Raw genomic sequence first — 24,070 nt, forward strand, 5'->3', positions numbered from 1 at the left:
GGACACGACACCCCACAAGGCCGTCTGGAGGTGCCGTCGGCGGCGGTCGGTAGGGTGCACGGCGTGCCGGACCATGCCGAACCGCCCCAGAATCGTCCGCCGGGCAGCGCCGAGGACGCCGCCGCCCCCCGGGCGTCCCGACGGCCTGTCAAGGCGGTGCTGTTCGACTTCCACGGCACCCTGGCCCAGGTGGAGGAGCCCCGGCAGTGGGTGCTGTCGGCCGCGGAGGCGTGCGGAGTCACCCTGGACCGTGTCCGGGCCACCTCGCTGGCCGACCGGCTGCTGACCGCCGGACGGGCCGGCGGGCCGCTGCCGGCCCGGGTGCCGCCCCGGCTGGCCGAGCTGTGGGCCGACCGGGACCTCTACGCGCACGCCCACCGCGGCGCGTACACCGGCCTGGCCGAGACCGTCGACGCGGGCATCGAGGGCTTCGCCGACGCGCTCTACGAGCGGCTGCTCAACGCCGACGGCTGGGTGCCGTACCCGGACACCGCCCCCACCCTGAGCGCTCTGCGCGACGCCGGGGTGCGGGTGGCGGTCGTCAGCAACATCGGCTTCGACATCCGGCCGCACTTCGACGCCTGGGGCCTGACCGACCTGGTGGACGCGTTCGTCCTCTCCTACGAGGTGGGGCGGTGCAAGCCCGACCCCGCGATCTTCCTGCGCGCCTGCGGGATGCTCGGCGTCGACTCCGAACAGACCCTGATGGTCGGTGACACGCCGGCCGACGCGGGCGCGGTGGGCGCCGGTTGCGCGGTGCTGGTGCTGCCGGCCGCCGACCCCGGCCGGGAGAACGGGCTGGGCGCCGTGCTGGATCTGGCCCTGCCGGCCTGAGTGGCGCCGACCCGACCCGTGCCCGCCGGGCTCGGTGACGGCCCCGGTCGCGCGTCCGACGAACCGGTGGCCGCTGTGCCGTCAGCCCGGGATGTGGATCACCGGTAGGTCCCCGTCGCCGTACCGGTCCTCCCCGCTCAGGATCGAGGCGTCGTGTTCGAGTACGGCCAGCGCGGTGGTGGCCAGATCGGCGCGGCCTGTCAGCGTGCGCCAGAAGCTGAGTTCGTGCCAGGAGTGCCCTTCGGTGGAGAGCACCGTGCAGGCGTCCAGGGTCAGCAGCCGGTGCAGGGTCGCCCGTTCCTTCGGGTCGCTGACCATCGCCAGGGCCTCCGCCGCGGTCACCGCGGTGACGCCGAACCTGTTGCGGTCCTGAATGACCTCGTGCAGCGGCTCAGCGACGTGCACCGACCCCGCCAGGTAGGCCAGCAGTGCCGACCGGTCCAGTACAAGGCGGACCGGCCGGTCGTCCTCACCGATCACGCGGCCGGCTGCTCGACAGTGCCGGCGGCGGCGTCCAGCGCGTGCTGGCGTGCCCGCTCACGAAGGGCATTCCGGCGCTCCGGCGACCACTCGGCCTCAACGGCGGCGCGGCGGGCGCGCGCCTCGGCCACGCCCTGCTCGGTGATCTGGATGCCCTGGTGGGCCAACTCGGCGTCCAGGGCGTCCAGGCGCATGCGGTCACGCACCGCCTGTGTGATGTAGGCGCTGGCGTTGGCCTCGTGTTCCAGGCGTTCGGCCACGTCGGGTGGAACGGAGATCGATAGTTTCCGCATCGCGCCGGTCATACCACGCAAGGTACGCCGGTAGCACCGCGTTGGCGACCGTACCCGGCCGTGTCGGCGCGAGCGGTCGGCGTTTCGGGAGGTGGACACCGCCGCAGGACGGCCGGAGCCGACCGCCTACCGTCGTGCCTGTGACGGATACCCTGCTGCCCACGCCACGGCCGACCGACACGCCGCCGGCCCGGCGCGGTGGCGTCGCCGCCGTGGGGCTGGTGCTCGGTGGGGCGCTGTCGGTGCAGTTCGGCTCCGCCGTGGCCGCGCTGCTCTTCCCCCGTACCGGGGTCGCCGGCGCGGTGACCCTGCGGTTGACGATCTCGGCGGTGCTGCTGCTCGTCGTGTGCCGCCCCCGGCTGCGCGGCTACGACCGGTCCGACTGGATCGCGGCGGGCGCGTTCGGGCTGGCGCTGGCCGGCATGAACTCGCTGTTCTACCAGGCCATCGAGCGGATCCCGCTGGGCCCGGCCGTGACCCTGGAGGTGCTCGGCCCGCTGGCCCTGTCGGTGTTCACCGCCCGCCGGCTGGCGAGCTGGTGCTGGGCGGGGCTGGCGCTGGCCGGGGTGGCGCTGCTCGGGCAGGGCGGCTTCGACCGGCTGAACCCCGCCGGGGTGGCGTTCGCGTTCGGCGCGGGCGCCATGTGGGCGGCGTACATCGTGCTCAGCGCCCGGGTCGGCGGCCGGTTCCCCGGCGCGGACGGGCTGGCCCTGGCGCTGACCCTCGCCGCGCTGGTCACCCTGCCCCTCGGCATCGTCGACGGCGGCGCCGTGCTCCTCGACCCGGCCGTGCTGGCGCTCGGCACGGCCCTCGCGGTGCTCGCCTCCGGGCTGCCGTACACCCTGGAACTGCTGGCGCTGCGGCGAATGCCCACCGCCACCTTCGCGGTGCTGATGAGCCTCGGCCCGGCCATCGCCACGCTGGCCGGTTGGCTGGTGCTGCGGCAGGCGCTGACCGTGCTGGAGTGCGCCGCCATCGCGCTGGTCATCGCGGCCAGCATCGGCGCGGTACGGGTCAGCGCAGCAGCCGCAGGGCGCCCGGCACAGCCGTGATCGTCACCGGCAGGTCCAGCGAGCGCTCTCCGTCGGCGTACGTGGTGATCCCCTCGGCGGTCAGCTCCACGGTCCGGGCCCGGTAGCTGCGCACCAGCGGGTGGCTGAGGTGGGTGCCCCGGTAGATGCGCGGCTTGACCCGGACCAGGGTGCGCCGGTTGACCCGGCCCGCCACCACCACGTCGAGCAGCCCGTCGGTCGGGTCGGCGTCGGGGCAGATCCGCATTCCCCCGCCGTAGGTGGGGCAGTTGCCCACCGCCACCAGCACCGCGTCCAGCTCGTGCGGCTCCCCGTCCAGGCGCAGCGTGTAGCGGCGGGGCCGCAGCCGGGCCAGCTCTACGAGGATCGCCAGGTCGTACCGGCGGGGGCCGCGCGGCCAGCGCATCCGGTTGGCCCGCTCGTTGACGATCGCGTCGAACCCGGCCGCGAGGACCGCGCCGTACCAGCGGTGGGTGCCGTCGACGCCGGTCATGCGGGCGAGGTCCAGGGCGTGGGTCCGGCCAGCGCGCAACGCCTCGGCGATCACCGCCACCGCCGCCAGCGGGTCGGCCGGGAAGCCGGTGTCGAGGGCGAAGTCGTTGCCTGTGCCGGCCGGTACCGCGCCGAACGGCACGCCGGTGCCGGCGGCGGCCTGCAGCGCCAGGTGCACCGTGCCGTCCCCGCCGATCGCGACCAACGCGCCGGCGCCGTCGGCCACCGCGGTGCGGCAGGCCGCCTCCGCCTCGCCCGGGCTGGACGCCGACAGCAGCCGCACCGGTCGGCCGGCGGCAGCCAGCCCGTCCAGCAGCCGGGGCAGCACGGCGCGGTGCCGTCCCCGGCCGGCCGTCGGGTTGGTGAGCACGACGACGGGTCCCCCGGCGTGCGGGCCGGTCGGGTGATCGTCTGCGGTCACGGGCAGCACCGTAGCCGGTTGCGTGCCTGCCGTACACCGGGGGCGGTGACGTCACCGGCGGTCCCGGCACCGGTGCGCATGGTGAGCTGCGTGGGCGGTGTCGGCGATGGCGAGCCCGGGATGCGGCGACGCCGCCCCCGGCAGGCGGGGACGGCGTCGGCTGACCGGGCGGCGCGGGCCGTCAGGTCATGTCGTCGTAGCGACGCTCGATCGGGGCGGGCGGGGCGATCGGATCGGGTGCGCCGACCGGCGCGGTCGCGTCCACCCGCTGCCCGGCCTCGACCGGGTCACGGTCGAACTCCAGCGGCGACACCTCGTCGTCGTCGATGCCGGCGTAGATCTCCTTGCCGCGACCGCGCCGACGATCGTTGAGGAACGCCACCCCGACCGCGGCGAAGTAGAGCGCGGAGAGGCAGATCGCCAGGGCGGTCATCCCGAACGGGTCCGGGGTGGGGGTGACCACGGCGGAGAAGGCGAAGAACACGAAGATCGCCACCCGCCACCAGCTCAGCAGCCGCTTCGCGCTGGCGATGCCCACGAAGTTGAGCATCAGCACCAGCAGCGGGAACTCGAACGCCACCCCGAACAGCAGGATCAGGTTGGTGATGAACGAGATGTACCGGGTGATGTCCAGCGTGGTGCTGATGTCGCTGTCACCGATGCGGAGCAGGAACTCCAGGCCCTTGGCGGTGACGAAGTACGCCAGCACCGCGCCGGCCGCGAACAGTGGCGCGGCCAGCGCCGTGAAGATGTACGCGTAGCGCCGCTCGTGCCGGTGCAGGCCGGGCGCGATGAACGCCCAGAGCTGGTAGAGCCAGACCGGCCCGGCCACGATCAGACCCACCCACAGCCCGACCTTCAGCTGCAACAGGAACAGGTCGGCGGGGCCGAGCTGGACGAACTGGCACTTGCCGTTGACGATCTGGGCCTGTGGCAGGTCACAGTACGGCTGTTGCAGCAGGTCCAGGACCGGCCCGGCCAGCCAGATGCCGACGCCGAAACCGATCAGGATCGCCAGCGAGGCACGGAACAGGCGGTTGCGCAGCTCGCGGACGTGCTCGATGAGCGTCATCGAGCCGTCGGCGGCCCGCTCGAAACTGCTCGGGCCGCGCTTACGCAGTGCGAAGGCCACGGTGCTCGGGCCTCTCGATCAGTTGTCGCGGACGCGGTGCACCGGGTCGACAACCGGCTGCTGCTGCGGCGGGGCCTGGTACGGCGCCTGCTGCGGCTGCCCGGCGTGCGGCGGCAGCGGCTGGTAGCCGGCCTGCGCGTCGGCCTTCTCGGCGAGGTCGCGGTCGTCGTCCTGCAGGCTCTTGGTCTCGGCCTTGATGATCCGCAGCGAACGGCCCAGCGAGCGGGCAGCGTCGGGGAGCCGCTTCGCACCGAAGAGCAGGATCAGCACAACCACAAGAACCGCGATGTGCCACGGCTTGAGGGCACCCATGAGAAGCTCCAGTCGCTCTGTGTGTCCGGGGGTGGTACGCCGCCCATCGTACGTGCGGATCGGCGGGATGCCACCTGCCGGGGGATAGTCATCCGGGCCGGCCGGTGAAGTCTTGACCAACCGGGATGATCAGTCAACCATCGCCGAAAGGTCGATTCGGCACCGGCCCTGCCCCACCCGGGGCGAGGCCACGACGAGCGTCGATCAGCCGCGTCGGGCCTTGATCACGGCGAGCCGCCGCTGGGTGGTGTCGAGCTGGCGCTGGACACCCTCGGCGCGCTGCTGCAACGCCTCGGCGGTCTCCCGCAACGCCTCGGCCTCGGCGGCCCGTCGCTGCAACGCCACCGCGGCACGGCGCAGCCGCGGCAGTCGGGCCAGCACCGGACGCACGGCCAGCGCGAGCGCCACGAGCGGCAGCAGCACCACCGCGAGCACGATCCAGATCAACACGGCGCTCAGCCTACTGGGTGCGGCCGGCCACCGCCGGGTCGCCCGACGCCGCCACCGACCCGCCCGACGCCCCGGGCGTCACGGACTCAGGTGTCACCGCGTCGGCACCGGGCCGCCTAGGCGCGGCGGTGGGCGCCGGCACGGCGTACGCGTCCAGCGCGGCAGCGGCAGTCGCCCGGACCTGCTCGGCCAGCTCGACCGGGGCCACCACGGTGACGTCCGGGCCGAGGCCGAGCACGAACCGGCGGGCCCACCCCAGATCGGTCACCCGCAGCGAGACCAGCCACTGGTCGCCGTCGCCGGCCTCCACCCGCTCGCACGGGTAGTACTCGGTGATCCACCGCTCGCTGCGGGCGATCCGCAGCGTGATCAGCGGCAGGTCGGGCGAGGGACGGAAGACGCCCTCGGTGAGGTCGTGCGGGACGGCCTGCGGCGGCACGACGGCCGGCTCGTCCAGCTCGGTGATCGCGTCGATCCGGTCGGCCCGGAACAGCCGGACCGCCTCGGCGCGGCGACACCACGCCTCCACGTACGCCCGGCCGCCGACCATCAGCATCCGCAGCGGGTCGATGACCCGGTCGGTGGTCTCGTCGCGGGCCGCCGTGTAGTAGGTGATCCGCAGCGCCCGGCCGCCCTCGACGGCGGCGCGCAGCGCCTCCACCCGCCGGGTGTCCCCCGGCAGCCGGACCGCCACCGGCGCGCCCACCAGATCCCCGGCGGCGTCCTCGATCTTCGCGAGGGCCCGCTCGACGGCTTCCCGGTTGGCCACCCCCGGTGTCTCGGCGAGCATCCGCAGCGCCACCACGAGCGCTAGTGCCTCGTCGGGGGTGAGCCGCAGCGGCCGGTCGATGCCGGCGTCGTAGGTGATGGTCACCCGGTCACCGTCGAAGGCCATGTCGATCAGGTCGCCGGGGCCGTAGCCGGGCAGCCCGCACACCCAGAGCAGCTCCAGATCCTCCCGCAACTGCCGCTCGGTGACACCCAGGTCGCCGGCGGCCTCCGCGATCTCGATCCCCGGGCGGGCCAGCAGGTAGGGCACCAGGTTCAGCAGCCGCGCCAGACGGTCGGCCGAGGCCCGGGAACCACCACGGGCGGCCGGCCGCGTCACCGGGCACCCCCCGCGACGGCCAGGTCGTCATGCCGGGCGGCGATCTCCTTGAGGCGTTGGATGACTGCCTCGCGGACCTCCGGCGGGTCGAGCACCCGCACGTCCGGGCCGTAACCGACGAGGTGGCCGGCCAGCCCGTCCGCGTCGGCGTAGGGCAGGACCAGCCGGTCGCCGTCCGGCCCGGCGATCACCTCGACGGCCCAGCGGCGCAGCCCGGCGGCGCGGCCGGGCGCGGCCAGCACGGTGGCCCGGCCGGTGCGCTCCACCGGGCCGGACCAGCGGGCCACGTGGCTGATCAGGTCGACGCCGGCCGGAGGCTCGTAGGCACCGGGCGTGCCGGTCACCCGGACCGCGCCGACCACCCGGGACAGCCGGAAGCAGCGGGTCGCCGCCCGGTCCAGGTCGTGGCCGACCACATACCACCGGCCGCGCCAGCAGACCACACCCCACGGCTGCAGCCTGCGGCGGCTGGGCGCGTCCCGGTCGGGCACCCGGTAGTCGAAGCCCACCTCGCGGCGATCGCGCGCGGCGGCGGTCAGGGGGCCGAACGCCGGGTCGACGGTGACCATCGGCTCCAGGCCCAGGGTGGCCTGCGGGTCCACGTCCACGCCGGCGGCGCGCAACTTGGCCAGCCCGGAGGACGCGGCGGCGGCGAGCCCGGCGTGCTGCCACAGCCGCGCGGCGATGCCGACGGCGGCGGCCTCGTCCGGTTCGAGGGGGATGTCGGGCAGCGCGTACTCCCGGTGGGCGATGCGGTAGCCGGGCTCGGCGTCGAAGACGCTGGCCGTCCCGGTCTCCAGCGGCACACCCAGCTCGCGCAGCTCGGCCTTGTCCCGCTCGAACTTGCGCTGGAACGCCTCGTGGTCGCGCGCGTCGTCCGGATCGTGCTCGTAGCCGGGAACGGTCGCGGCGATCTGCGCGGCGGTCAGGAACCGTCGCGTGGACAGCAGGCAGATCACCAGGTTGACCAGGCGTTCGGTGCGGGTCCGCGACACGGGTAGACGCTAGCAGCCGACGCGCCGGGGACGTGCACCCACGCGGGCGTGCCGCACATCTGTTCGGATCCGGGTGTCCGGGCCGCTCGCCCGGCGGGGCGCCGCCACCGGTCATATGGTGACCCTCATGTCGCAACCGGACGTCAAGACCGAGAGCGTCGGCACCGTGGTCGTCGCCGGGGCCGCCAACCTCGCCATCGCGGTGGCCAAGCTGATCGCCGGGCTGATCTCCGGCTCCGCGGCGATGCTCTCCGAAGCGGCGCACTCGGTCGCCGACACCACCACCGAGGTGCTGCTCTTCCAGGCGCTGCGTCGGGGCGCGCGCCCGGCGGACACCCGGCACCCGTTCGGGTACGGCAAGGAGAGCTACGTCTGGGCCTTCTTCGCCGCCATGTTCACCTTCGTCGCCGGCGCCGGTTTCGCCGTCACCCACGGCGTCACCACGATCCTGGTGCACCAGCACAGCGGCGACTACCTGATCTCCTACATCGTGCTGGGGGTGTCCTTCGTCATCGAGTCGATCTCGCTGGCCCGGGCCGTGCGGCAGGTCCGGGGCGAGTCCCGGCGCTGGAGGACGACCCCGCGGCGGTTCCTGCGGCTGACCGGCGACACCACCGTCAAGGCCGTCTTCCTGGAGGACAGCGCGGCGCTGATCGGTCTGCTGCTGGCCGGGCTCGGCGTGGGCCTGTCCCAGGCCACCGGCGACGAGATGTGGGACGGCGTCGCGTCGATCCTGATCGGGCTGCTGCTGCTGACGGTCGCCGGGATCCTCGCCAGCAACAACCTGTCACTGCTGGTCGGGCGGGCGGTCCCCGAGCGGCTGCGCCACGAGATCGAGCAGGAGCTGGCCAGCCTGCCCGAGGTGGAGCGGATCGACACCCTGCTGACCATGCAGCTCGGCCCGGACGACATTCTCGTCGCCGCGAAGGTCGACTTCCGTGACGAGGCCACCGGCGCGGCCATCGAGGCCACCGCCGACGAGGCCGAACGGCGGCTCACCGGGCGGTACCCGGAGGTCCGGTACGTCTTCCTCGACCCCACCCGTTCGCTGCCCGGCGCCAGCGGCCGGACCCGCGACGTCCAGGCCAGCCCCAGCCCGGACGCCGGCGGCACACCCGACCAGACCTGAGCCACGCCCGGACCACCCGGGCGCGGGACGCCGGGCCGGCGCGGCTAGCGTGCCCGTCATGGTGCGATGGCGGGCGGGGACGGTGGCGGCGCTGCGACGGCAGTGGACCGGGGCGATGGAGCTCGACGTCGACCTGCCCGACGGCACCCGCATGCGGGCGCTGGCCTACCCGGAGCTGGTCGGCACACCCGAGCCCGGCGACCGGGTGCTGCTCAACGCCGGTGCGCTGCTGATGGGACTGGGCACCGGCGGGTATGCCCTGGTGGTGGCACTGCCGGACCGGCTGCCGCCCGACCCGCCGGTCTCCGCCGACACCCGCGACGCCGGGCACCTCGTCAAGGCCCGCTACACCCCGCTGCAACCGATCCTGCTCGGCGTCGACGAGGAGGCGTCCCCGCACCGGGACGTGCTCGCCGACGCCGACGACCTCGGCGGAATGCCGGTGGTCACCGCCGACCTGCACTCGGCCCTGCCGGCGATCCTGGCCGGCATCCGCGCCGACGCCCCGCACGCCCGGGTGGCGTACCTGCTCACCGACGGCGGGGCGCTGCCGGCCTGGTTCTCCCGCACCCTGGCCGGGCTGCGCACCGACCTCGCCGGCACGATCACCGTCGGTCAGGCGTTCGGCGGCGACCTGGAGGCCACCGGGCTGCACGGCGGCCTGCTCGCCGCCCGGTACGTGCTGCGCGCCGACGTGGCCGTGGTCGCCCAGGGGCCCGGCAACCTCGGCACCGGCACCCGGTGGGGCTTCTCCGGAGTCGCCGTCGGCGAGGCGGTCAACGCGATCGCCACGCTGGGCGGCCGGCCGGTCGGGTCGCTGCGGATCTCCGCCGCCGACCCCCGTCCCCGGCACCGCGGCGTGTCCCACCACAGCCTCACCGCGTACGGCCGGGTGGCGCTCGCCCCGGCGGAGCTGGTGCTGCCCGACGACCTGGACCCGGCGCTGGCCGCCGAGGTCGACGCGGCGCTGGCCCCGCTGGCGGCCCGGCACCGGATCGTCCGGGTGCCCACCGGCGGCCTCGACGCCGCACTGCGCGCCAGCACGGTGCCGCTGTCCACGATGGGCCGTGGCCTCGACGCCGACCACGCCTACTTCCTGGCCGCCGCCGCGGCCGGCCGCCACGCCACGACCCTGCTGCCCTGACCGGGGTCAGCGGATCACGGGGCGCTGGTCGCGGGGCAGGGCTTCGATCAACTCCCGGGGCAGGTTGAGAGTGTCCGCGCTGACCTGGGCCGGGGTGTTCGCCATCCACTGGGTCAGCGAGACGGACTCGAACCGGGGCTTGCGGAACATCTCCAGGAAGACCAGCGGCTCGTCGCCGAGGTTCTCGATGTAGTGGCCGTACGCGAACGGCACGTACCCGACGTCACCGGAGCGCATGTCGAAGGTGCCGGCCACCCCCTGGCTGGCGAACACACCCATCCGGCCGTGACCGGACAGGTAGTACTGCCACTCGTCGTCGGTGGGATGCCAGTGCAGCTCACGCATGCCACCCGGGTCGACCTCCACCAGGGCCGCGCAGATGGTGGTGGACGCGGCGAACTGGGTCACGTCGGCGATGCGCACCTGACCGCCCGGGAAGCGCTGCGGCTTCTGCGCGAGCAGCCGATGGCTCAGCGAGCGGGGCACGTCTCCGGTCGGGCTCATCACCCGGTCCTGGTCCAGCGGCGGCGGCACCTCCCCGGCGAAGATGTACTTCTCCCGCTCCGGGATCGTGTCGAGCTGCTCGGGCCGCCAGCCGAAGTTCTTCGCCAGCACGTCCTTCGGTGTGTGCGCGAAGTAGTCGCTGATCAGGAACGTGCCGTTCTCGGTGAACGCTCCGTCGTCGAAGACCAGGAGGAACTCCACCCCCTCGTCGAGGGCCTGGATGTGGTGCGGCACCCCCTGCGGAAAGAACCACAGGTCCCCGGCGCGTACGTCGTCGAGGAAGTTGCGGCCCTCCTGGTCGACCGCGCTGATCCGGGCGCTGCCCTGCGACACGTACGCCCACTCGGACTGTTTGTGCCAGTGCATCTCCCGGTACCCGCCCGGCTCCAGCGCCATGTCCACACCGCAGAGCTCGGTGGCGATGGGCAGCTCCCGCACCGTGACCTCGCGGGTCCAACCGCCGCGCTGCACGCGGGTGTGCGCGTCGGAGAAGGAGAACCGCAGGTTGGGCAGCGTGCCCGCGTCCGTGCTCGGTGGGGTCAGCAGATCCGGGTTCTGCCGGTCCCGGACCACGTCACGCGGCCCGGGATCCTGCCAGCCGGCCTGCCCCCGCTGCGGCTGTGGCGCCGCCGTTCCGCCGCCCGTCATCATTCGCTCCCTCCGTCGGACCTGCCCGTTGCCACCCGGGCGGCTCCGCGCTGCGGGCGTCCGGAGACCGGCCGCGCTTACCCGACCCGAGGGCCCCGTCGGGCCAGCGGTGGCCCGGCGAGGCCAGTCGTCGGGCACGGGAGCAGCGACGGTGAGGCGGCCCGGGCATGGCGGGCCGCCGGAGGTGTACGGAAGTGCCGGTCGTCGAGACCGGCGAGGGAATCAGGCGAGGAAGATCAGGGCGAGCCAGCCGCCCACGATCAGCACCAGCGCCAGGGCGAGCACCCACGTCGGCACGGTGTACTCGCCGCGCCGGTTGCGGTCGATCTCGGCGCGGATCTTGTCCCGGCGGCGTTCGACCCAGTTCTGCCGCTCGGCGCCGCGCTCGGGGCGGTCGGAAGGTCCAGAAGTCGTCATGGCGCGCCCAGCGTACCGAAAGCGCCGGCCCCGCCGGCGCACAGCACCGTCGGGGCCGGCACACCGGTCACATGCTGGCGATCAGCCGCTCCACCCGCTCGTCGTACGCCCGGAACGGGTCCTTGCAGAGCACGGTGCGCTGGGCCTGGTCGTTGAGCTTCAGGTGCACCCAGTCGACGGTGAAGTCCCGCCGCTTCTCCTGGGCGTGCCGGATGAACTCGCCGCGCAGCCGGGCCCGGGTGGTCTGCGGCGGGGTCTCCTTGGCCTCGAAGATCTCCGGGTCGGTCGCCACCCGGTCGACCTCACCGCGGCGCTCCAGCAGCCCGTAGAGGCCGCGACCGCGGCGCACGTCGTGGTAGGCCAGGTCCATCTGCGCCACCCGCGGGTGCGACAGCGGCAGGTCGTGCTTGCGCTGGTAGCGCTCGATCAGCCGCAGTTTGCTGACCCAGTCGATCTCGCGGGAGACCGGCTCCAGGTCTCCGGTCTCCACCGCGTTGAGCACCCGCCCCCACAGCTCGACAACCCGCTTGGCGGCCTGGTCGCCGCCACGGCGCTCCACGAACTCGGTGGCCTTGGCCAGGTATTCCTGCTGGATGTCCAGGGCGCTGACCTCCTTGCCGGAGGCCAACCGGACCTTGCGCCGGCCGGTGATGTCGTGCGACACCTCCCGGATCGCCCGGATCGGGTTCTCCAGCGACAGGTCGCGCATCACCACCCCGGCCTCGATCATCCGCAGCACGATGTCGGCCGTGCCGACCTTGAGCAGCGTGGTGACCTCGTTCATGTTGGAGTCACCGACGATCACGTGCAGCCGCCGGTAGCGCTCGGCGTCGGCGTGCGGCTCGTCCCGGGTGTTGATGATCGGACGGCTGCGGGTGGTCGCCGAGGAGACGCCCTCCCAGATGTGCTCGGCCCGCTGCGACAGGCAGTAGACCGCCCCACGCGGGGTCTGCAGGACCTTGCCAGCCCCGCAGATCAACTGCCGGGTGACCAGGAACGGGATGAGTACGTCGGCGAGCCGGCCGAACTCGCCGTGCCGGGAGACCAGGTAGTTCTCGTGGCAGCCGTACGAGTTGCCGGCCGAGTCGGTGTTGTTCTTGAACAGGTAGATCTCACCCGCGATGCCCTCGTCGTGCAGCCGCTTCTCCGCGTCGACGAGCAGGCCCTCCAGGATCCGCTCGCCGGCCCGGTCGTGCGCGACCAGGTCGGTCACCGAGTCGCACTCCGGAGTGGCGTACTCCGGGTGCGACCCGACGTCCAGGTAGAGCCGGGCCCCATTGCGCAGGAACACGTTGCTCGACCGACCCCAGGACACCACGCGACGGAACAGATACCGCGCGACCTCGTCCGGGGACAGCCGCCGCTGCCCGCGATAGGTGCAGGTGACGCCGTACTCGGTCTCGAGGCCGAAGATTCGCCGCTCCATGGTGTGACATTAGCCGCCCGGAGGCCCCGTTCGTCACTGTCACACCACAGGTCGTGCCCCGGGGGCGGTCACATACCGGCTGAGTGCGACATTCCGTCCGGGCCGATGCTCGCCACGAACTGCCGGCAGCTGTCGTACTCGGGCAACAGCCCGCGCTCGCGGGCCTGCGCCAGCGTCGGCGCCGCGTCGTCGCGGGCGGACAGCAGCGGGACGTCGGCCGGCCACTCGATGGCCAGTTCCTCGTCCAGCGGGTGCACGGCGTGCTCGCCCGTCGGGTTGTAGGTGGCCGAGCAGAGGTAGCTCAACGTCGCGTCGTCGGTCAGCGCGCAGAAGCCGTGCCCCAGCCCTTCGCTGAGGTAGACCGCCCGGCGGTCGGTGTCGTCCAGGCGGACGCCCTCCCACCGGCCGAAGGTGGGCGAGCCCACCCGCAGGTCCACCACGACGTCGAGCACCGCGCCGCGTACGCAGGTGACGTACTTGGCCTGCCCCGGCGGGACGTCGGCGAAGTGGATGCCGCGCACCACGCCGCGCGCCGAGACCGACAGGTTGGCCTGGGCCAACCGCAGCGGGTGCCCCACCGCCTCGGCCAGCCGGTCGAAGCGGTACCACTCCATGAACATGCCGCGCGGGTCGCCGTGCTGCTGCGGGGTGATCTCCCAGGCGCCCTCGATGCTCAGCTCCCGGATCTTCACCAGGCTCCCCCGTCGCCGCCGCTCTTCTCGGCCAGCAGACCGAGCAGGTAGTCGCCGTAGCCGCTCTTGGTCAGCGGCTCGGCCAGCGCGCGCAGCTGGGCGTCGTCGATCAGGCCGGCCCGCCAGGCCACCTCCTCGACACAGCCGATCTTCAGGCCCTGCCGCTCCTCGACCACCCGGACGAACTCGGCGGCCTGCATCATCGAGGTGAACGTGCCGGTGTCCAGCCAGGCGGTGCCCCGGTCCAGGACGGTCACCGACAGCTCCCCGGTCTCCCGGTACACCTCGTTGACCGCCGTGATCTCCAGCTCGCCGCGGGCGCTCGGGGTGAGCTTGCGGGAGATGTCGACCACACGGTTGTCGTAGAAGTACAGGCCGGGCACGGCGAAGCGGGACTTCGGCCGGGCCGGCTTCTCCTCGATCGAGAGCACCCGGCCCTCAGCGTCGAAGTCGACCACGCCGTACTCCTGCGGGTTCGCCACCTGGTAGGCGAAGACCCGGCCGCCGACCAGGTCACCGTGGTCGGCGAGCTGCCGGCCCAGACCGACGCCGTGGAAGATGTTGTCGCCGAGGATCAGCGCCACCGACTCGTCGCCGATGAAGTCGGCCCCGAGGATGAACGCCTGCGCGATGCCCTCCGGGCGCTCCTGGCTGACGTACTCCAGCCGCAGCCCGAACTGGCTGCCGTCGCCGAGCAGCCGACGGAACTGGTCCTGGTCCTCCGGGGTGGTGATCACCAGGATCTCCCGGACCCCGGACATCATCAGGGTGGAGAGGGGGTAGTAGACCATCGGCTTGTCGAAGACCGGCATCAGCTGCTTCGACACCGCACGGGTGATCGGCCAGAGCCGCGATCCGGTGCCACCGGCAAGTAGGATTCCACGCACCCGGGGGAGCCTACCGGGACGGCTACGCAACGTGCGCGGGGGTCGCGTCTCCCGCCTGGGGCGAAACTTCGCGTACACTTCCGGACCCGTGAGGATCCTCGTCACCGGCGGAGCCGGATTCATCGGGTCGGAGTACGTTCGTCTGCTGCTGGGCAAGCCCCTGGGCAGCGCCGAGGGCGTACCACCGCTCGAACCGGCGGCAGTGACCGTGCTCGATCTGCTGACCTACTCGGGTAACCGGGCGAACCTGGCCCCGGTCCAGAACGACCCCCGGCTACGGTTCGTGCAGGGCGACATCTGCGACCCCGCCCTGGTCGACCAGGTCGTCGCCGAGCACGACGTGATCGTGCACTTCGCCGCCGAGTCACACGTCGACCGGTCCATCGCCGGCGCCGCGCCGTTCGTCACCACCAACGTCCTGGGCACCCAGACCCTGCTCGACGCCGCCCTGCGCCACCGCACCAGCCGCTTCGTGCACGTCTCCACCGACGAGGTCTACGGCTCCATCGACGAAGGTTCCTGGACCGAAACCTGGCCCCTGGCACCCAACTCGCCGTACTCGGCGTCCAAAGCCGGCTCCGACCTGCTCGCCCTGGCCTATCACCGCACCCACGGCATGGACGTGGTCGTCACCCGCTGCTCCAACAACTACGGCCCCTACCAGTACCCCGAGAAACTCATCCCCCTGTTCGTCACCAACCTCCTCGACGGCGCCACCGTCCCCCTCTACGGCGACGGCGGCAACATCCGCGACTGGCTGCACGTGCACGACCACTGCCGCGGCATCGCCCTGGTCCAGCAGAAAGGCCGCGCCGGCGAGGTCTACAACATCGGCGGCGGCACCGAGCTGACCAACAAGGACCTCACCGGCCGACTCCTGCAAGCCTGCGACGCCGACTGGGACCGCGTCGTACCCGTCGCCGACCGCAAGGGCCACGACCGCCGCTACTCCCTGGACATCACCAAGATCAGCCAGGAACTCGGCTACGCCCCCAGCATCGACCTCGACCACGGCCTCGCCGACACCGTCCGCTGGTACCGGGACAACCGCACCTGGTGGGAGCCCCTCAAGTCCGCACCGACCGCATGACCCGGCTGCTCGTCACCGGTGCCGGCGGGATGCTCGGCCGGGACCTGGTCGCCGTGCTGGCGGCCCGGCCCGACCTGAAGGTGACCGCCGCCACCCGCGCCGACCTGGACATCACCGACCCCACCGCGGTCGACGCCGCGGTGGCCGGGCACGACGTCGTGATCAACGCGGCGGCGTGGACCAACGTCGACGGCGCCGAGACCGACGAGGCCGCGGCCACCGCCGTCAACGGCGCGGGCCCGGCGAACCTCGCCGCGGCGTGCGCGACCGGCGGAGCGCGGCTGATCCAGGTCTCCACCGACTACGTCCTCGCCGGCGACGCGCACACCCCCTACCCGGAGGACGCGCCCACCGCGCCGATCAACGCCTACGGCCGCGGCAAGCTGGTCGGCGAGCAGGCCGTCGCCCGGCTGCTGCCCGACACCGGGTACGTGGTCCGCACCGCCTGGCTGTACGGCGCGCACGGGCCGAACTTCGTGGCCACGATGCTCCGGCTCGCCACGCAGCGTGAGCATCTCGACGTGGTCGACGACCAGCACGGTCAGCCCACCTGGTCCTACGCCCTCGCCGAGCGGTTGGTCGCGCTCGCCGACGCGGCGGTGGCCGGCAGCGCGGCTCCGGGCGTCTACCACGGCACCTGCGCCGGCCAGACGACCTGGTACGGGCTGGCCCGGGCCACATTCGCGCTGGCCGGGCTCGACCCGGACCGGATCCGACCCACCACCAGCGACCGGTATCCCCGTCCCGCTGCCCGCCCGGCGTACAGTGTGCTAGGGCACAGCCGCTGGGCGGCCGCAGGTCTGCCGCCGCTTCCGGACTGGCACACCAGCCTGGTTGACGCGTTCGACTCCCCCGCTCCACCCGCCCCGTGGAAGGTCGCATGAAGCTCACCCTCGTCACCGGCCTGACCGGCCTGCTGCTGCTCGCCACCATCGTCGAGCTGCTGCGCCGTCGTCAGCTGCGCGAGAAGTACGGCATGCTCTGGCTCGCCGTGCTGATCATCGTGATTCCGCTGTCCCTGTTCCCCCGGCTGCTCGACAACGTCGCCGAACTCCTCGGCGTCGCCTCCGGTGTCAGCCTCGTGCTCTTCCTCGGCATCGTCTTCCTGCTGCTGGTGTGTGTGCACCTGAGCTGGGAGGTCAGCGCCCTGGAAGAGGAGACCCGCACCCTGGCCGAAGACTTCGCCCTGCTCCGCGCGCAGATCGACGCGGACCGGGCGGCCCGAGACGAACTGGTGTCCAGCGATGGTTAACGGCAAGCGCACCTTGATCATCATCCCGGCCCTGAACGAGTCGGGCTCCATTGCCGACGTGGTCGGCGAGGTCCGGGGCGAGCTGCCCGGCGTCGACGTGCTCGTCGTCGACGACGGCTCCACCGACCGCACCGCGGCCGTCGCGGCCGCCGCCGGCGCCCGCGTCGCCAAGCTGCCGTACAACCTCGGCGTCGGTGGCGCCATGCGTCTCGGCTACCGCTACGCCCGCGACCACGACTACGACGTCGCCATCCAGATCGACGCCGATGGTCAGCACGACCCCCGGTACGTGCCGAAGCTCGTGGACCTCCTCGAGGACAGCGACCTGGTCATCGGCGCCCGGTTCGCCGGCGAGGGCGACTACAACGTCCGCGGCCCCCGCCGCTGGGCGATGGTGATGCTCTCCGCCGTGCTGTCCCGCGTCGCCCGCACCAAGCTCACCGACACCACCTCGGGTTTCCGGGCCGCCAACCGGCGCGTCATCGAGATGTTCGCCGGCTGGTACCCGGCCGAGTACCTCGGCGACACGGTGGAGACCCTCGTGCACACCGCCCGGCGGGGCTTCCGCATCCGCCAGGTGCCCGTCGCCATGCGCAAGCGGATGGCCGGCACGCCCAGCCACTCCCCCGCCAAGGCGATGATCTACCTCGGTCGCGCGTTCGCCGTCCTCACGCTGGCGCTCATCCGCCGGTGATCCGTCGCCTGCTGCGCCTGATCCCGCCCGGCACCATCGCTGTTGGTGCCGGGCTGGGTCTTCTCGGCCTCGCCTCGTACGTCCACCTCGCGGTCGCCGGCCACAGCCTCACCGAAGCCGACTACAACTCCCTGTCGGTGCTCTGGTCGATCGTCTTCACTCTCGGCATCGGCGTCTTCATGCCCGTCGAGCAGGAAGTCGCCCGGGTCGTCGCCGCCCGCCACAGCCAGGGCCTGCCCCCGGGCCCGGTCCTGGCCCGCGGCGTCGCCATCGCCGCCGCGCTGCTCGGCGTACTGGTGCTCGCCGTCACCGCTGGCCGTCAGCTGATCGCCGACCGGCTCTTCGCCGGCGACGGCACCATGGTCGTCGTGCTGGTCGGCGCGCTCGCCGCGATGGCCGTCGCCTACTCCACCCGCGGCGTCCTCTCCGGCCTGCAACTCTTCCCCTGGTACGGCACCCAGCTCGGCATCGACGGCGGGCTGCGCATCATCCTGGTCGCCCTGCTCGGGCTCGCCGGGGTGACCTCCCCCGTCTGGTACGGGCTGGTGCTGGTCGCCGCGCCGCTGGTCAGCGTCCTGCTCACCCTGCCGCCGGTGCTCCGCACCATTGGCGGCGGCACGCCCGTCGCCTGGGGCACGCTGCTGCGCGGGCTCGGCCTGCTCATCGTGTCCAGCCTGCTCTCCCAGGTCGTGGTCAACGTCGGCGTCATCAACGTCAAGCTGCTCGCCCCCGACGACGTCGCCGCCGCTGGCGCGCTGCTCTCCGCCCTCGTGCTGGTCCGCATCCCGCTGTTCGTCTTCGGCTCGATGCAGGCGTCACTGCTGCCCGGCCTGGCCACCACCGCCACCACCGGCGACCAGGCCGGCTTCCACAGCCTGCTGCGCCGCGCGCTCGGCATCGTCACCGCGCTCGGCCTCACCGGGGCTCTCGGCGCCGTTCTGGTCGGTCCCTGGCTGGTCCGCACCCTCTTCGACGCCCCCGGCGTCCTGGGCCACAGCGACTTCGCCTGGCTGGCCGTCGCCACCCTCGCCTACCTGTGGGCGATGGTCCTCGGCCAGGCCCTGCTCGCCCTCGACCGGCACCGCGCCCAGGCAATCGCCTGGGTCGCCGGCGTCGCCGCCCTGATCGTCGTGACGTTGCTCCCGGCCCCGGTGATCCTCCGGGTCGAGCTGGCCTACACCATCGGCTCCGTCGTCGTGGCCGCCACGATGGCGGTGCTGCTGCGCGGCAGCACCCGCCGCGCCCCCACCCCCACCCGGCCGCTGGACGACGCCGTCGCCCCTGCCGTATCCGGAGGCATCCGATGACCCGCCCACAGGTGACCGCGGTGATGCTCGCCTACGGCGCCGAACCGTACCTGGTCGACGCCGCCCGGGCCGTGCTGGCCAGCACCGACGTCGAGATCGAGCTGATCGTCGTCGACAACGGTTGCACCGGCGACGGCATCGACATCGTCAAGGGCTTCCCCCAGGTCCGGGTCGTCCGTCCCGAACAGAACACCGGCTACTCCGGCGGCTGCCGCGTCGGCGCCGCCGAGGCCACCGGCGACTGGCTCGCCTTCGTCAACTCCGACGCCGTCGTCGCCCCGGACGCCCTCGCCAAGACCGTCGCCGTGGCCGCCGAACCGGGCGTCGGCGCCGCCATGGCCTCGATCCGGCTCGCCGACACCCCCGAGCTGATCAACACCTCCGGCAACCCGCTGCACTTCACCGGGCTGTCCTGGGCCGGCGGCAACGGCGAACCAGCCACCGCCCACGCCCGCCGGACCAGCGTCCCCTCGCTCAGCGGCTGCTGCTTCGTGATCAGCCGGCAGCGGTGGCAGGAACTCGACGGCTTCGCCGCCGAGTACTTCGCCTACCACGAGGACACCGAGCTCAGCCTGCGGCTCTGGCAGCGCGGCCTGCGCCTGGAGTACGTCCCGGACGCCGTCGTGCGGCACCACTACGAGTTCTCCCGCAACGACCTGAAGCTCTACCTGGTGGAACGCAACCGCCTCGTCACCCTGCTCACCGCGTACCAGACCCGGACGCTGGTGGTGCTCGCCCCGATGCTGCTGCTCACCGAGGCCGCCATGCTCGCCGCCGCACTCGCGGGCGGCTGGACCAGGCAGAAGACCCGCGGCTGGGGTTGGCTGTGGCGCAACCGGGCCTGGGTCGGCGCCCGTCGACGTCAGCTGCAGAGCGAGCGCACCGTGCCCGACGGCGTGATCGCGGAGCTGATGACCGCCCGGGTCGCCCCGTCGAACGTCGACTCGCCTCCCGGGATGGGCGTGTTCAACGCGGTCGCCGCCGCCTACTGGGCACTGGCCCGGCCGCTGCTGCAGCGCCGCTGACCAACCCCCGCAGACGCGAGCGCCGGGGACCGCTTCCGCGGGCCCCGGCGCTTCTGTCTCACGATCAGAGGTCGGCCTGGCCCGGCCGATCCTCCAGGTCCGCGGAGCCCGCGGAACTCGTCGGCTTACCGGCCTCGCCGGTCGGCACGCTCGGCGTGTCCGGCGCGTCGCTGGCCGGTGGCGCCGCCTCCCCGTCCAGCAACGCGGTCAGCGCGGCCCCGGTGATCCGCCGGAACGTCCGGCCCACACGCTGGCGGTCCAGCACCGCCACCTCGAGCTGGTTCGCGGCGATCGTCCGGGCGGCGCCGCCCTCGCCGCCGACGCTGCTCAGCGCCTGCATCGCGACCTTCACCGCCTCGCCGAGCGACATGTCCGGCCGGTGGTTCGCCTTCAGCACGCCGGTGATCGCCTCGGCCTGCCCGCCCATCGCCATCCGCCCCGGCTCGTCGTTGACCGAGCCGTCGTAGGTGAGCCGGTACAACTCGTCGTCGGCGGCCGTGGCCCCGACCTCCGCCACGCAGATCTCCACCTCGAACGGCTTCGACTGCTCGGTGAAGATCGCGCCCAGGGTCTGCGCGAACGCGTTGGCCAGCGCCCGGCCGGTTACGTCCCGACGGTCGTAGCTGAGCCCGTTCAGGTCGGCCATCCGCACGCCGGCCCGCCGTAGGTTCTCGAACTCGTTGTACCGGCCCACCGCGGCGAAGCCGATCCGGTCGTAGATCTCGCTGACCTTGTGCAGGGCGCTGGAGAGATTCTCCGCGGCGAAGAGCACCCCACCGGAGTAGCTCAGGACCACGGCGCTGCGCCCCCGGGCGATGCCCTTGCGGGCCAGCTCGGAGCGGTCGCGCATGATCTGTTCGGGCGAGGCGTAGAACTGCATGGCCACGGCGGCGGTTCTCCTTACGGCGCTGTGCTGACGACTGCTGACTGGTGGGGGTGGACGGGGCTCAACCGCCCGGATTCTCCATCCGGCCGGCGACCACGCCCTCGGCGATCGTCGCCGTCTCGGCATCGGTGAGCCGGTGGGTGCCCTCGGCGGTCGCGGTCATCACCACCGGGTAGATCCGCCGGGTCAGGTCCGGTCCGCCGGTCGCGGTGTCGTCGTCGGCCGCGTCGTAGAGCGCCTCGACCGCGAGCCGCGTCGCGTCCTGGACGGTGAGGCCGGCCCGGAAGCGCTTCTTCAGCGCGGACTTGGCGAACAGCGAGCCCGAGCCGATGGCGTCGTAGCCGGTCTCCTCGTACGGGCCGCCGGTCACGTCGAAGCTGAAGATCCGGCCAGCCTTCGTCGGGTCCGCGGCGGCTAGGTCGAAGCCGGCGAAGAGCGGCACCACGGCCAGCCCCTGCATGGCGGCGCCCAGGTTGCCCCGGATCATCGAGGCCAACCGGTTGGCCTTGCCGTCCAGCGAGAGCATCGCGCCCTCGATCTTCTCGTAGTGCTCCAACTCCACCTGGAACAGTCGCATCAGCTCGATGCCGATGCCCGCCGTGCCCGCGATGCCGACCAGCGAGTACGCGTCGGCCGGGTGCACCTTCTCGATGTCGCGCTGGGCGATCAGGTTGCCCATGGTGGCCCGACGGTCGCCGGCCATCACCACACCGTCGGCCGCCGCGATGGCCACGATGGTGGTCGCGTGCGGCGCCAGGTCGGCGGCCATGCCCGGCGGCAGCGGCCGTCGACCGGGCAGCATCTCGGGCGCCACCCGGCTCAGAAACGTGGTGAAGGAGGACGTCCCCGCGTTGGTGAACACATCTGGTAGACGCCCGGATGGATCAAAGCCCGCTGCCACGTGGTTCCTCTCAGGTACGTGATCGCCCTGGCCAGCCTCATGGGACTGTCACGGAACTGGCCAAGACCACCGTTGCAGTTGAAGCAGAGTATCCCGCGCACCCATCCGGTGCGATGATCGTGGTCCAGATGTTGCGGGTCCGCGCCGCCACAGATCGCGCAGACCCCGCCCTGCTCGGCCAGGAGCTCCTGAAACTCCTTCTCTCCGATGCCGTAGCGCCGCCGCAGGTGGTACTCGCGGGACCCACCATGCAGACGAAGCCTGCTCTCCTTGCCCTTCTCGTTGTGGCAAGGCTTGCAGTATCGGCCGTAACCACCACGCCCGGAGCGGTTCCGCGGAAAGTCGTCGAGAGGCTTGATGGCACCGCAGTCAGGGCATCGCCGATGGCCCTCCGGAACCACTGGAAGCTGTCGCACGTCCCTGCCCTGTCGCTCCTTCAGGCGCTTCGCATAGCTCGCCTTAGAGCGAACGTTGAAGCAGGGCTTGCAGTAGCTGCCGTGACCGTCCGGCCGTCGGCTGCTGGCGCAGAACTGATCGAGCGGTAACCACTCACCGCAGTCTCGGCAGAGGCGGTGACCGTCTCGATCATTCGAGGGGCGAGGCATGTCCGAGTTGCTCGGCTATGCCCTATTCACCCCCTTTTTGTACATAGCCCCTCACGAATTCCTCGGCGTTCTCTTCGAGGACGGAGTCGATCTCGTCGAGCAGGTCGTCGACGTCCTCGGTGATCTCGGCGTGCCGCTCAGCCACCTCGGGGTTGGCCTCGGTGGTGACGTCCTCGATCTCCTCGCCCTGGCGGGACTTGCCGGACTGCGACTGGCCGCCGCTGTCATGAGTGGCCATTGCTGCCTCCTCCACGATCGTCTGCGATCAACTTACCTCGCTGAGGCGACGAAAAGCCCGCCGCGCGCCGGCTTGCGGCACCCGGCGGGCATCCCGACACACGCTCAGCCCCCGGTCAACGTCTCCAGCAGGTCCTTGGCGCTGGCACACCGGTCGAACAGCGCCCCGACGTGCGCGCGGGTGCCCCGCTCCGGCTCCATCATCGGCACCCGAACCAGCGACTCCCGGCCCACGTCGAAGATGACCGAATCCCAGCTCGCGGCGACGACCTCGGAGGCGTACTGGGCCAGGCAACGACCACGGAAGTATGCCCGGGTGTCCTCCGGCGGCTCCGTCATCGCGCTGCGCGTCTCCTCGTCGGTGAGCAGCGTCTTCATCGCCCCCCGAGTCACCAGCCGGTGGTAGAGGCCCTTCTCCGGCCGGACGTCGGAGTACTGCAGGTCGACCAGCTGGAGCTTGTGCGAGCCCCAGCCGAGCTTCTCCCGCTCCCGGTAACCCTCGAGCAGCCGCAGCTTGGCCACCCAGTCCAGCTCGTCGGCGCAGAGCATCGGGTCACGGCCGAGCCGGTCCAGCACGCTCTCCCACCGGTCGAGCACGTCGACGGTCTGCTCGTCGACGTCCGTGCCGTACCGGTCGTCGACAAAGGACCGGACCCGCTCCAGGTAGGCCCACTGCAGGTCCAGCGCGGTGAGCCGGCGGCCGTCGCGCAGCCGCATCCGGTGCGACAGGCTGGGGTCGTGGCTGACCGCGCGCAGCTCGCTGACCGGGTCGGCGATGCCGAGGTCACTGCCGAGCGCCTTCTCCTCGATCATGTTGAGGATCAGCGAGGTGGTGCCCACCTTGAGGTAGGTGGAGATCTCCGAGAGGTTGGCGTCGCCGATGATGACGTGCAGCCGGCGGTACTTGTCGGCGTCGGCGTGCGGCTCGTCGCGGGTGTTGATGATCGGTCGCTTGAGGGTGGTCTCCAGGCCGACCTCGACCTCGAAGAAGTCAGCACGTTGGGAGATCTGGAAACCGCTCTGCCCGCCGTCCTGCCCGATGCCCACACGGCCGGCACCGCAGACGATCTGCCGGGTCACGAAGAACGGCGTCAGGTACGCCACGATGTCGGCGAACGGGGTCTGCCGGCGCATCAGGTAGTTCTCGTGCGCCCCGTAGCTGGCGCCCTTGTTGTCGGTGTTGTTCTTGTAGAGGTGGATCGGCTGGGTGCCGGGGATGGTGGCGGCCCGGCGGGACGCCTCGGCCATCACCCGCTCGCCGGCCTTGTCCCAGCGCACCACGTCACGCGGAGTGGTGACCTCGGGCGTGGAGTATTCGGGGTGGGCGTGGTCGACGTAGAGGCGCGCCCCGTTGGTGAGTATCACGTTGGCCAGGCCGAGGTCCTCGTCGGCCAACGCCTCGGCCGGGTCGTACGCGGCCCCGGAGTAGGTGAAGCCGCGGGCGTCGCGCAGCGGCGATTCCTCTTCGTAGTCCCACCGTGCCCGCCCGCCCCGGTTCAGTTCGGGGCGGGCCCCATAGGCATTGACCACCTGCGACGAGGTGACCATCGGGTTGGCTCCGGCCTGGCCGGGCACGGAGATGCCGTACTCGACCTCGGTGCCCATGATCCGACGTACCGTCATGCGACCACTCGCTTCGCTCGCCCACGGAGCAGGCGTGCCCGCCGCTCACACCATC

29 protein-coding genes are annotated in these 24,070 nt (G+C 72.3%); 11 read left to right on the plus strand and 18 right to left on the minus strand.

Features of this window, described 5'->3' with window-relative positions; all coding sequences use genetic code 11:
• Window positions 1-63 precede the first annotated feature (63 nt).
• Window positions 64-834, plus strand: coding sequence for an HAD family hydrolase (locus tag M8C17_RS02755; RefSeq protein ID WP_374556856.1), 771 nt, complete (start codon window positions 64-66; stop codon window positions 832-834).
• Window positions 835-915: 81 nt separating this feature from the next.
• Here the strand turns inward: M8C17_RS02755 and M8C17_RS02760 are convergent, their stop codons facing one another.
• The gene (locus tag M8C17_RS02760) at window positions 916-1,311 is read right to left on the minus strand and encodes a hypothetical protein (RefSeq protein WP_374557105.1); all 396 of its coding nucleotides are present in this window, start codon (window positions 1,309-1,311) and stop codon (window positions 916-918) included.
• Window positions 1,311-1,619 (minus strand): hypothetical protein, encoded by a 309-nt coding sequence (locus tag M8C17_RS02765; protein ID WP_252414649.1) that lies wholly within the window; start codon window positions 1,617-1,619, stop codon window positions 1,311-1,313. Before M8C17_RS02765 ends, M8C17_RS02760 begins: the two co-directional genes overlap by 1 nt.
• Window positions 1,620-1,747: 128 nt before the next feature.
• Here M8C17_RS02765 and M8C17_RS02770 point away from each other — a divergent pair, with 128 nt between their 5' ends.
• Entirely contained in the window at window positions 1,748-2,659 is a 912-nt protein-coding gene (locus M8C17_RS02770; RefSeq protein ID WP_374556860.1) for a DMT family transporter, read from the plus strand.
• Here M8C17_RS02770 and M8C17_RS02775 read toward each other — a convergent pair.
• From M8C17_RS02775 to M8C17_RS02800, 6 genes are all read right to left on the minus strand, one after another.
• Window positions 2,622-3,560 (minus strand): diacylglycerol kinase, encoded by a 939-nt coding sequence (locus M8C17_RS02775; protein ID WP_374556863.1) that lies wholly within the window; start codon window positions 3,558-3,560, stop codon window positions 2,622-2,624. The two genes, M8C17_RS02770 and M8C17_RS02775, sit on opposite strands and share 38 nt — an antisense overlap.
• A gap of 172 nt (window positions 3,561-3,732) precedes the next feature.
• Window positions 3,733-4,683 (minus strand): twin-arginine translocase subunit TatC, encoded by a 951-nt coding sequence (gene tatC, locus M8C17_RS02780; RefSeq protein WP_252414655.1) that lies wholly within the window; start codon window positions 4,681-4,683, stop codon window positions 3,733-3,735.
• Window positions 4,684-4,701: 18 nt separating this feature from the next.
• Window positions 4,702-4,995: a Sec-independent protein translocase subunit TatA gene (gene tatA / locus M8C17_RS02785; RefSeq protein WP_252414657.1), complete on the minus strand. Its 294-nt coding sequence runs from the start codon at window positions 4,993-4,995 to the stop codon at window positions 4,702-4,704.
• Window positions 4,996-5,199: 204 nt separating this feature from the next.
• Window positions 5,200-5,445: a hypothetical protein gene (locus tag M8C17_RS02790; RefSeq protein ID WP_252414659.1), complete on the minus strand. Its 246-nt coding sequence runs from the start codon at window positions 5,443-5,445 to the stop codon at window positions 5,200-5,202.
• Window positions 5,446-5,455: 10 nt separating this feature from the next.
• Window positions 5,456-6,553: a YafY family protein gene (locus M8C17_RS02795; protein ID WP_252414661.1), complete on the minus strand. Its 1,098-nt coding sequence runs from the start codon at window positions 6,551-6,553 to the stop codon at window positions 5,456-5,458.
• Window positions 6,550-7,548 carry a YafY family protein gene (locus M8C17_RS02800; protein ID WP_252414663.1) on the minus strand — a complete coding sequence of 333 codons (999 nt, stop codon included), beginning with the start codon at window positions 7,546-7,548 and terminating at the stop codon, window positions 6,550-6,552. The genes M8C17_RS02795 and M8C17_RS02800 overlap by 4 nt, the downstream gene beginning before the upstream one ends.
• A 127-nt stretch (window positions 7,549-7,675) precedes the next feature.
• On the opposite strand from M8C17_RS02800, the gene M8C17_RS02805 reads away from it, so the two are divergent.
• Window positions 7,676-8,677: a cation diffusion facilitator family transporter gene (locus M8C17_RS02805; protein ID WP_252414665.1), complete on the plus strand. Its 1,002-nt coding sequence runs from the start codon at window positions 7,676-7,678 to the stop codon at window positions 8,675-8,677.
• Window positions 8,678-8,735: 58 nt separating this feature from the next.
• Entirely contained in the window at window positions 8,736-9,821 is a 1,086-nt protein-coding gene (locus tag M8C17_RS02810) for a DUF3866 family protein (protein ID WP_252414667.1), read from the plus strand.
• A gap of 6 nt (window positions 9,822-9,827) precedes the next feature.
• Here M8C17_RS02810 and M8C17_RS02815 read toward each other — a convergent pair whose 3' ends face one another.
• The 5 genes from M8C17_RS02815 to rfbA all read right to left on the minus strand — a co-directional run bounded on the left by M8C17_RS02815 (window position 9,828) and on the right by rfbA (window position 14,395).
• Entirely contained in the window at window positions 9,828-10,973 is a 1,146-nt protein-coding gene (locus M8C17_RS02815; protein WP_252414669.1) for an oxalate decarboxylase family bicupin, read from the minus strand.
• A gap of 222 nt (window positions 10,974-11,195) precedes the next feature.
• On the minus strand, window positions 11,196-11,390 hold the full coding sequence (locus M8C17_RS02820) for a hypothetical protein (RefSeq protein ID WP_252414671.1): 195 nt from the start codon (window positions 11,388-11,390) through the stop codon (window positions 11,196-11,198).
• Window positions 11,391-11,457: 67 nt separating this feature from the next.
• The gene (gene pafA / locus M8C17_RS02825; protein ID WP_074309747.1) at window positions 11,458-12,816 is read right to left on the minus strand and encodes a Pup--protein ligase; all 1,359 of its coding nucleotides are present in this window, start codon (window positions 12,814-12,816) and stop codon (window positions 11,458-11,460) included.
• A 68-nt stretch (window positions 12,817-12,884) separates the two neighbouring features.
• A complete protein-coding gene (rfbC, locus tag M8C17_RS02830) occupies window positions 12,885-13,508 on the minus strand; it encodes a dTDP-4-dehydrorhamnose 3,5-epimerase (RefSeq protein ID WP_252414672.1) in 624 nt (207 codons plus the stop codon).
• The gene (gene rfbA, locus M8C17_RS02835; protein WP_252414674.1) at window positions 13,505-14,395 is read right to left on the minus strand and encodes a glucose-1-phosphate thymidylyltransferase RfbA; all 891 of its coding nucleotides are present in this window, start codon (window positions 14,393-14,395) and stop codon (window positions 13,505-13,507) included. The genes rfbC and rfbA overlap by 4 nt, the downstream gene beginning before the upstream one ends.
• Window positions 14,396-14,483: 88 nt before the next feature.
• Here rfbA and rfbB point away from each other — a divergent pair, with 88 nt between their 5' ends.
• The 6 genes from rfbB to M8C17_RS02865 are packed head-to-tail and all read left to right on the plus strand — an operon-like array spanning window position 14,484 to window position 19,763.
• Window positions 14,484-15,485, plus strand: a complete 1,002-nt coding sequence (gene rfbB / locus M8C17_RS02840; RefSeq protein WP_252414676.1) for a dTDP-glucose 4,6-dehydratase — start codon at window positions 14,484-14,486, stop codon at window positions 15,483-15,485.
• Entirely contained in the window at window positions 15,482-16,369 is an 888-nt protein-coding gene (rfbD, locus tag M8C17_RS02845) for a dTDP-4-dehydrorhamnose reductase (protein WP_252414678.1), read from the plus strand. Before rfbB ends, rfbD begins: the two co-directional genes overlap by 4 nt.
• On the plus strand, window positions 16,366-16,737 hold the full coding sequence (locus tag M8C17_RS02850; protein WP_252414680.1) for a DUF2304 domain-containing protein: 372 nt from the start codon (window positions 16,366-16,368) through the stop codon (window positions 16,735-16,737). Before rfbD ends, M8C17_RS02850 begins: the two co-directional genes overlap by 4 nt.
• Window positions 16,730-17,431, plus strand: coding sequence for a glycosyltransferase family 2 protein (locus tag M8C17_RS02855; protein ID WP_252414682.1), 702 nt, complete (start codon window positions 16,730-16,732; stop codon window positions 17,429-17,431). Before M8C17_RS02850 ends, M8C17_RS02855 begins: the two co-directional genes overlap by 8 nt.
• Window positions 17,428-18,738, plus strand: coding sequence for a polysaccharide biosynthesis protein (locus M8C17_RS02860; protein WP_252414684.1), 1,311 nt, complete (start codon window positions 17,428-17,430; stop codon window positions 18,736-18,738). The genes M8C17_RS02855 and M8C17_RS02860 overlap by 4 nt, the downstream gene beginning before the upstream one ends.
• Complete coding sequence (locus M8C17_RS02865; protein WP_252414685.1) at window positions 18,735-19,763, plus strand: glycosyltransferase family 2 protein; 1,029 nt, start codon at window positions 18,735-18,737, stop codon at window positions 19,761-19,763. Before M8C17_RS02860 ends, M8C17_RS02865 begins: the two co-directional genes overlap by 4 nt.
• 64 nt (window positions 19,764-19,827) lie before the next feature.
• Here the strand turns inward: M8C17_RS02865 and prcA are convergent, their stop codons facing one another.
• The 3 genes from prcA to M8C17_RS02880 form a co-directional block, all read right to left on the minus strand.
• The gene (gene prcA, locus M8C17_RS02870) at window positions 19,828-20,649 is read right to left on the minus strand and encodes a proteasome subunit alpha (protein WP_252414687.1); all 822 of its coding nucleotides are present in this window, start codon (window positions 20,647-20,649) and stop codon (window positions 19,828-19,830) included.
• A gap of 61 nt (window positions 20,650-20,710) precedes the next feature.
• Window positions 20,711-21,550 carry a proteasome subunit beta gene (gene prcB / locus M8C17_RS02875; protein WP_252414688.1) on the minus strand — a complete coding sequence of 280 codons (840 nt, stop codon included), beginning with the start codon at window positions 21,548-21,550 and terminating at the stop codon, window positions 20,711-20,713.
• On the minus strand, window positions 21,469-21,777 hold the full coding sequence (locus M8C17_RS02880) for an endonuclease VII domain-containing protein (protein ID WP_252415068.1): 309 nt from the start codon (window positions 21,775-21,777) through the stop codon (window positions 21,469-21,471). Before M8C17_RS02880 ends, prcB begins: the two co-directional genes overlap by 82 nt.
• Between M8C17_RS02880 and M8C17_RS02885 the strand changes: the two genes are divergently transcribed.
• Entirely contained in the window at window positions 21,664-22,095 is a 432-nt protein-coding gene (locus M8C17_RS02885; RefSeq protein WP_252415088.1) for a hypothetical protein, read from the plus strand. The two genes, M8C17_RS02880 and M8C17_RS02885, sit on opposite strands and share 114 nt — an antisense overlap.
• Window positions 22,096-22,177: 82 nt before the next feature.
• Here M8C17_RS02885 and M8C17_RS02890 read toward each other — a convergent pair whose 3' ends face one another.
• On the minus strand, window positions 22,178-22,393 hold the full coding sequence (locus tag M8C17_RS02890) for a ubiquitin-like protein Pup (RefSeq protein ID WP_088948111.1): 216 nt from the start codon (window positions 22,391-22,393) through the stop codon (window positions 22,178-22,180).
• 104 nt (window positions 22,394-22,497) lie between these two features.
• Entirely contained in the window at window positions 22,498-24,015 is a 1,518-nt protein-coding gene (dop, locus tag M8C17_RS02895; RefSeq protein ID WP_374556881.1) for a depupylase/deamidase Dop, read from the minus strand.
• Window positions 24,016-24,070 lie beyond the last annotated feature (55 nt).

The sequence above is a fragment of the Micromonospora sp. RHAY321 genome, from assembly GCF_023896955.1.
Taxonomy (GTDB): Bacteria; Actinomycetota; Actinomycetes; order Mycobacteriales; family Micromonosporaceae; genus Micromonospora.

What these genes read in the sequence shown, in the direction of transcription:
- M8C17_RS02765 (WP_252414649.1), bottom strand. Translation starts at nt 1,619, where the DNA reads ATGACCGGCGCGATGCGGAAACTATCGATCTCCGTTCCACCCGACGTG.
- tatA (WP_252414657.1), bottom strand. Translation starts at nt 4,995, where the DNA reads ATGGGTGCCCTCAAGCCGTGGCACATCGCGGTTCTTGTGGTTGTGCTG.
- M8C17_RS02805 (WP_252414665.1), top strand. Translation starts at nt 7,676, where the DNA reads ATGTCGCAACCGGACGTCAAGACCGAGAGCGTCGGCACCGTGGTCGTC.
- M8C17_RS02810 (WP_252414667.1), top strand. Translation starts at nt 8,736, where the DNA reads ATGGTGCGATGGCGGGCGGGGACGGTGGCGGCGCTGCGACGGCAGTGG.
- M8C17_RS02815 (WP_252414669.1), bottom strand. Translation starts at nt 10,973, where the DNA reads ATGACGGGCGGCGGAACGGCGGCGCCACAGCCGCAGCGGGGGCAGGCC.
- M8C17_RS02820 (WP_252414671.1), bottom strand. Translation starts at nt 11,390, where the DNA reads ATGACGACTTCTGGACCTTCCGACCGCCCCGAGCGCGGCGCCGAGCGG.
- pafA (WP_074309747.1), bottom strand. Translation starts at nt 12,816, where the DNA reads ATGGAGCGGCGAATCTTCGGCCTCGAGACCGAGTACGGCGTCACCTGC.
- rfbD (WP_252414678.1), top strand. Translation starts at nt 15,482, where the DNA reads ATGACCCGGCTGCTCGTCACCGGTGCCGGCGGGATGCTCGGCCGGGAC.
- M8C17_RS02850 (WP_252414680.1), top strand. Translation starts at nt 16,366, where the DNA reads ATGAAGCTCACCCTCGTCACCGGCCTGACCGGCCTGCTGCTGCTCGCC.
- M8C17_RS02855 (WP_252414682.1), top strand. Translation starts at nt 16,730, where the DNA reads ATGGTTAACGGCAAGCGCACCTTGATCATCATCCCGGCCCTGAACGAG.
- M8C17_RS02865 (WP_252414685.1), top strand. Translation starts at nt 18,735, where the DNA reads ATGACCCGCCCACAGGTGACCGCGGTGATGCTCGCCTACGGCGCCGAA.
- M8C17_RS02885 (WP_252415088.1), top strand. Translation starts at nt 21,664, where the DNA reads ATGATCGTGGTCCAGATGTTGCGGGTCCGCGCCGCCACAGATCGCGCA.
- M8C17_RS02890 (WP_088948111.1), bottom strand. Translation starts at nt 22,393, where the DNA reads ATGGCCACTCATGACAGCGGCGGCCAGTCGCAGTCCGGCAAGTCCCGC.
- dop (WP_374556881.1), bottom strand. Translation starts at nt 24,015, where the DNA reads ATGACGGTACGTCGGATCATGGGCACCGAGGTCGAGTACGGCATCTCC.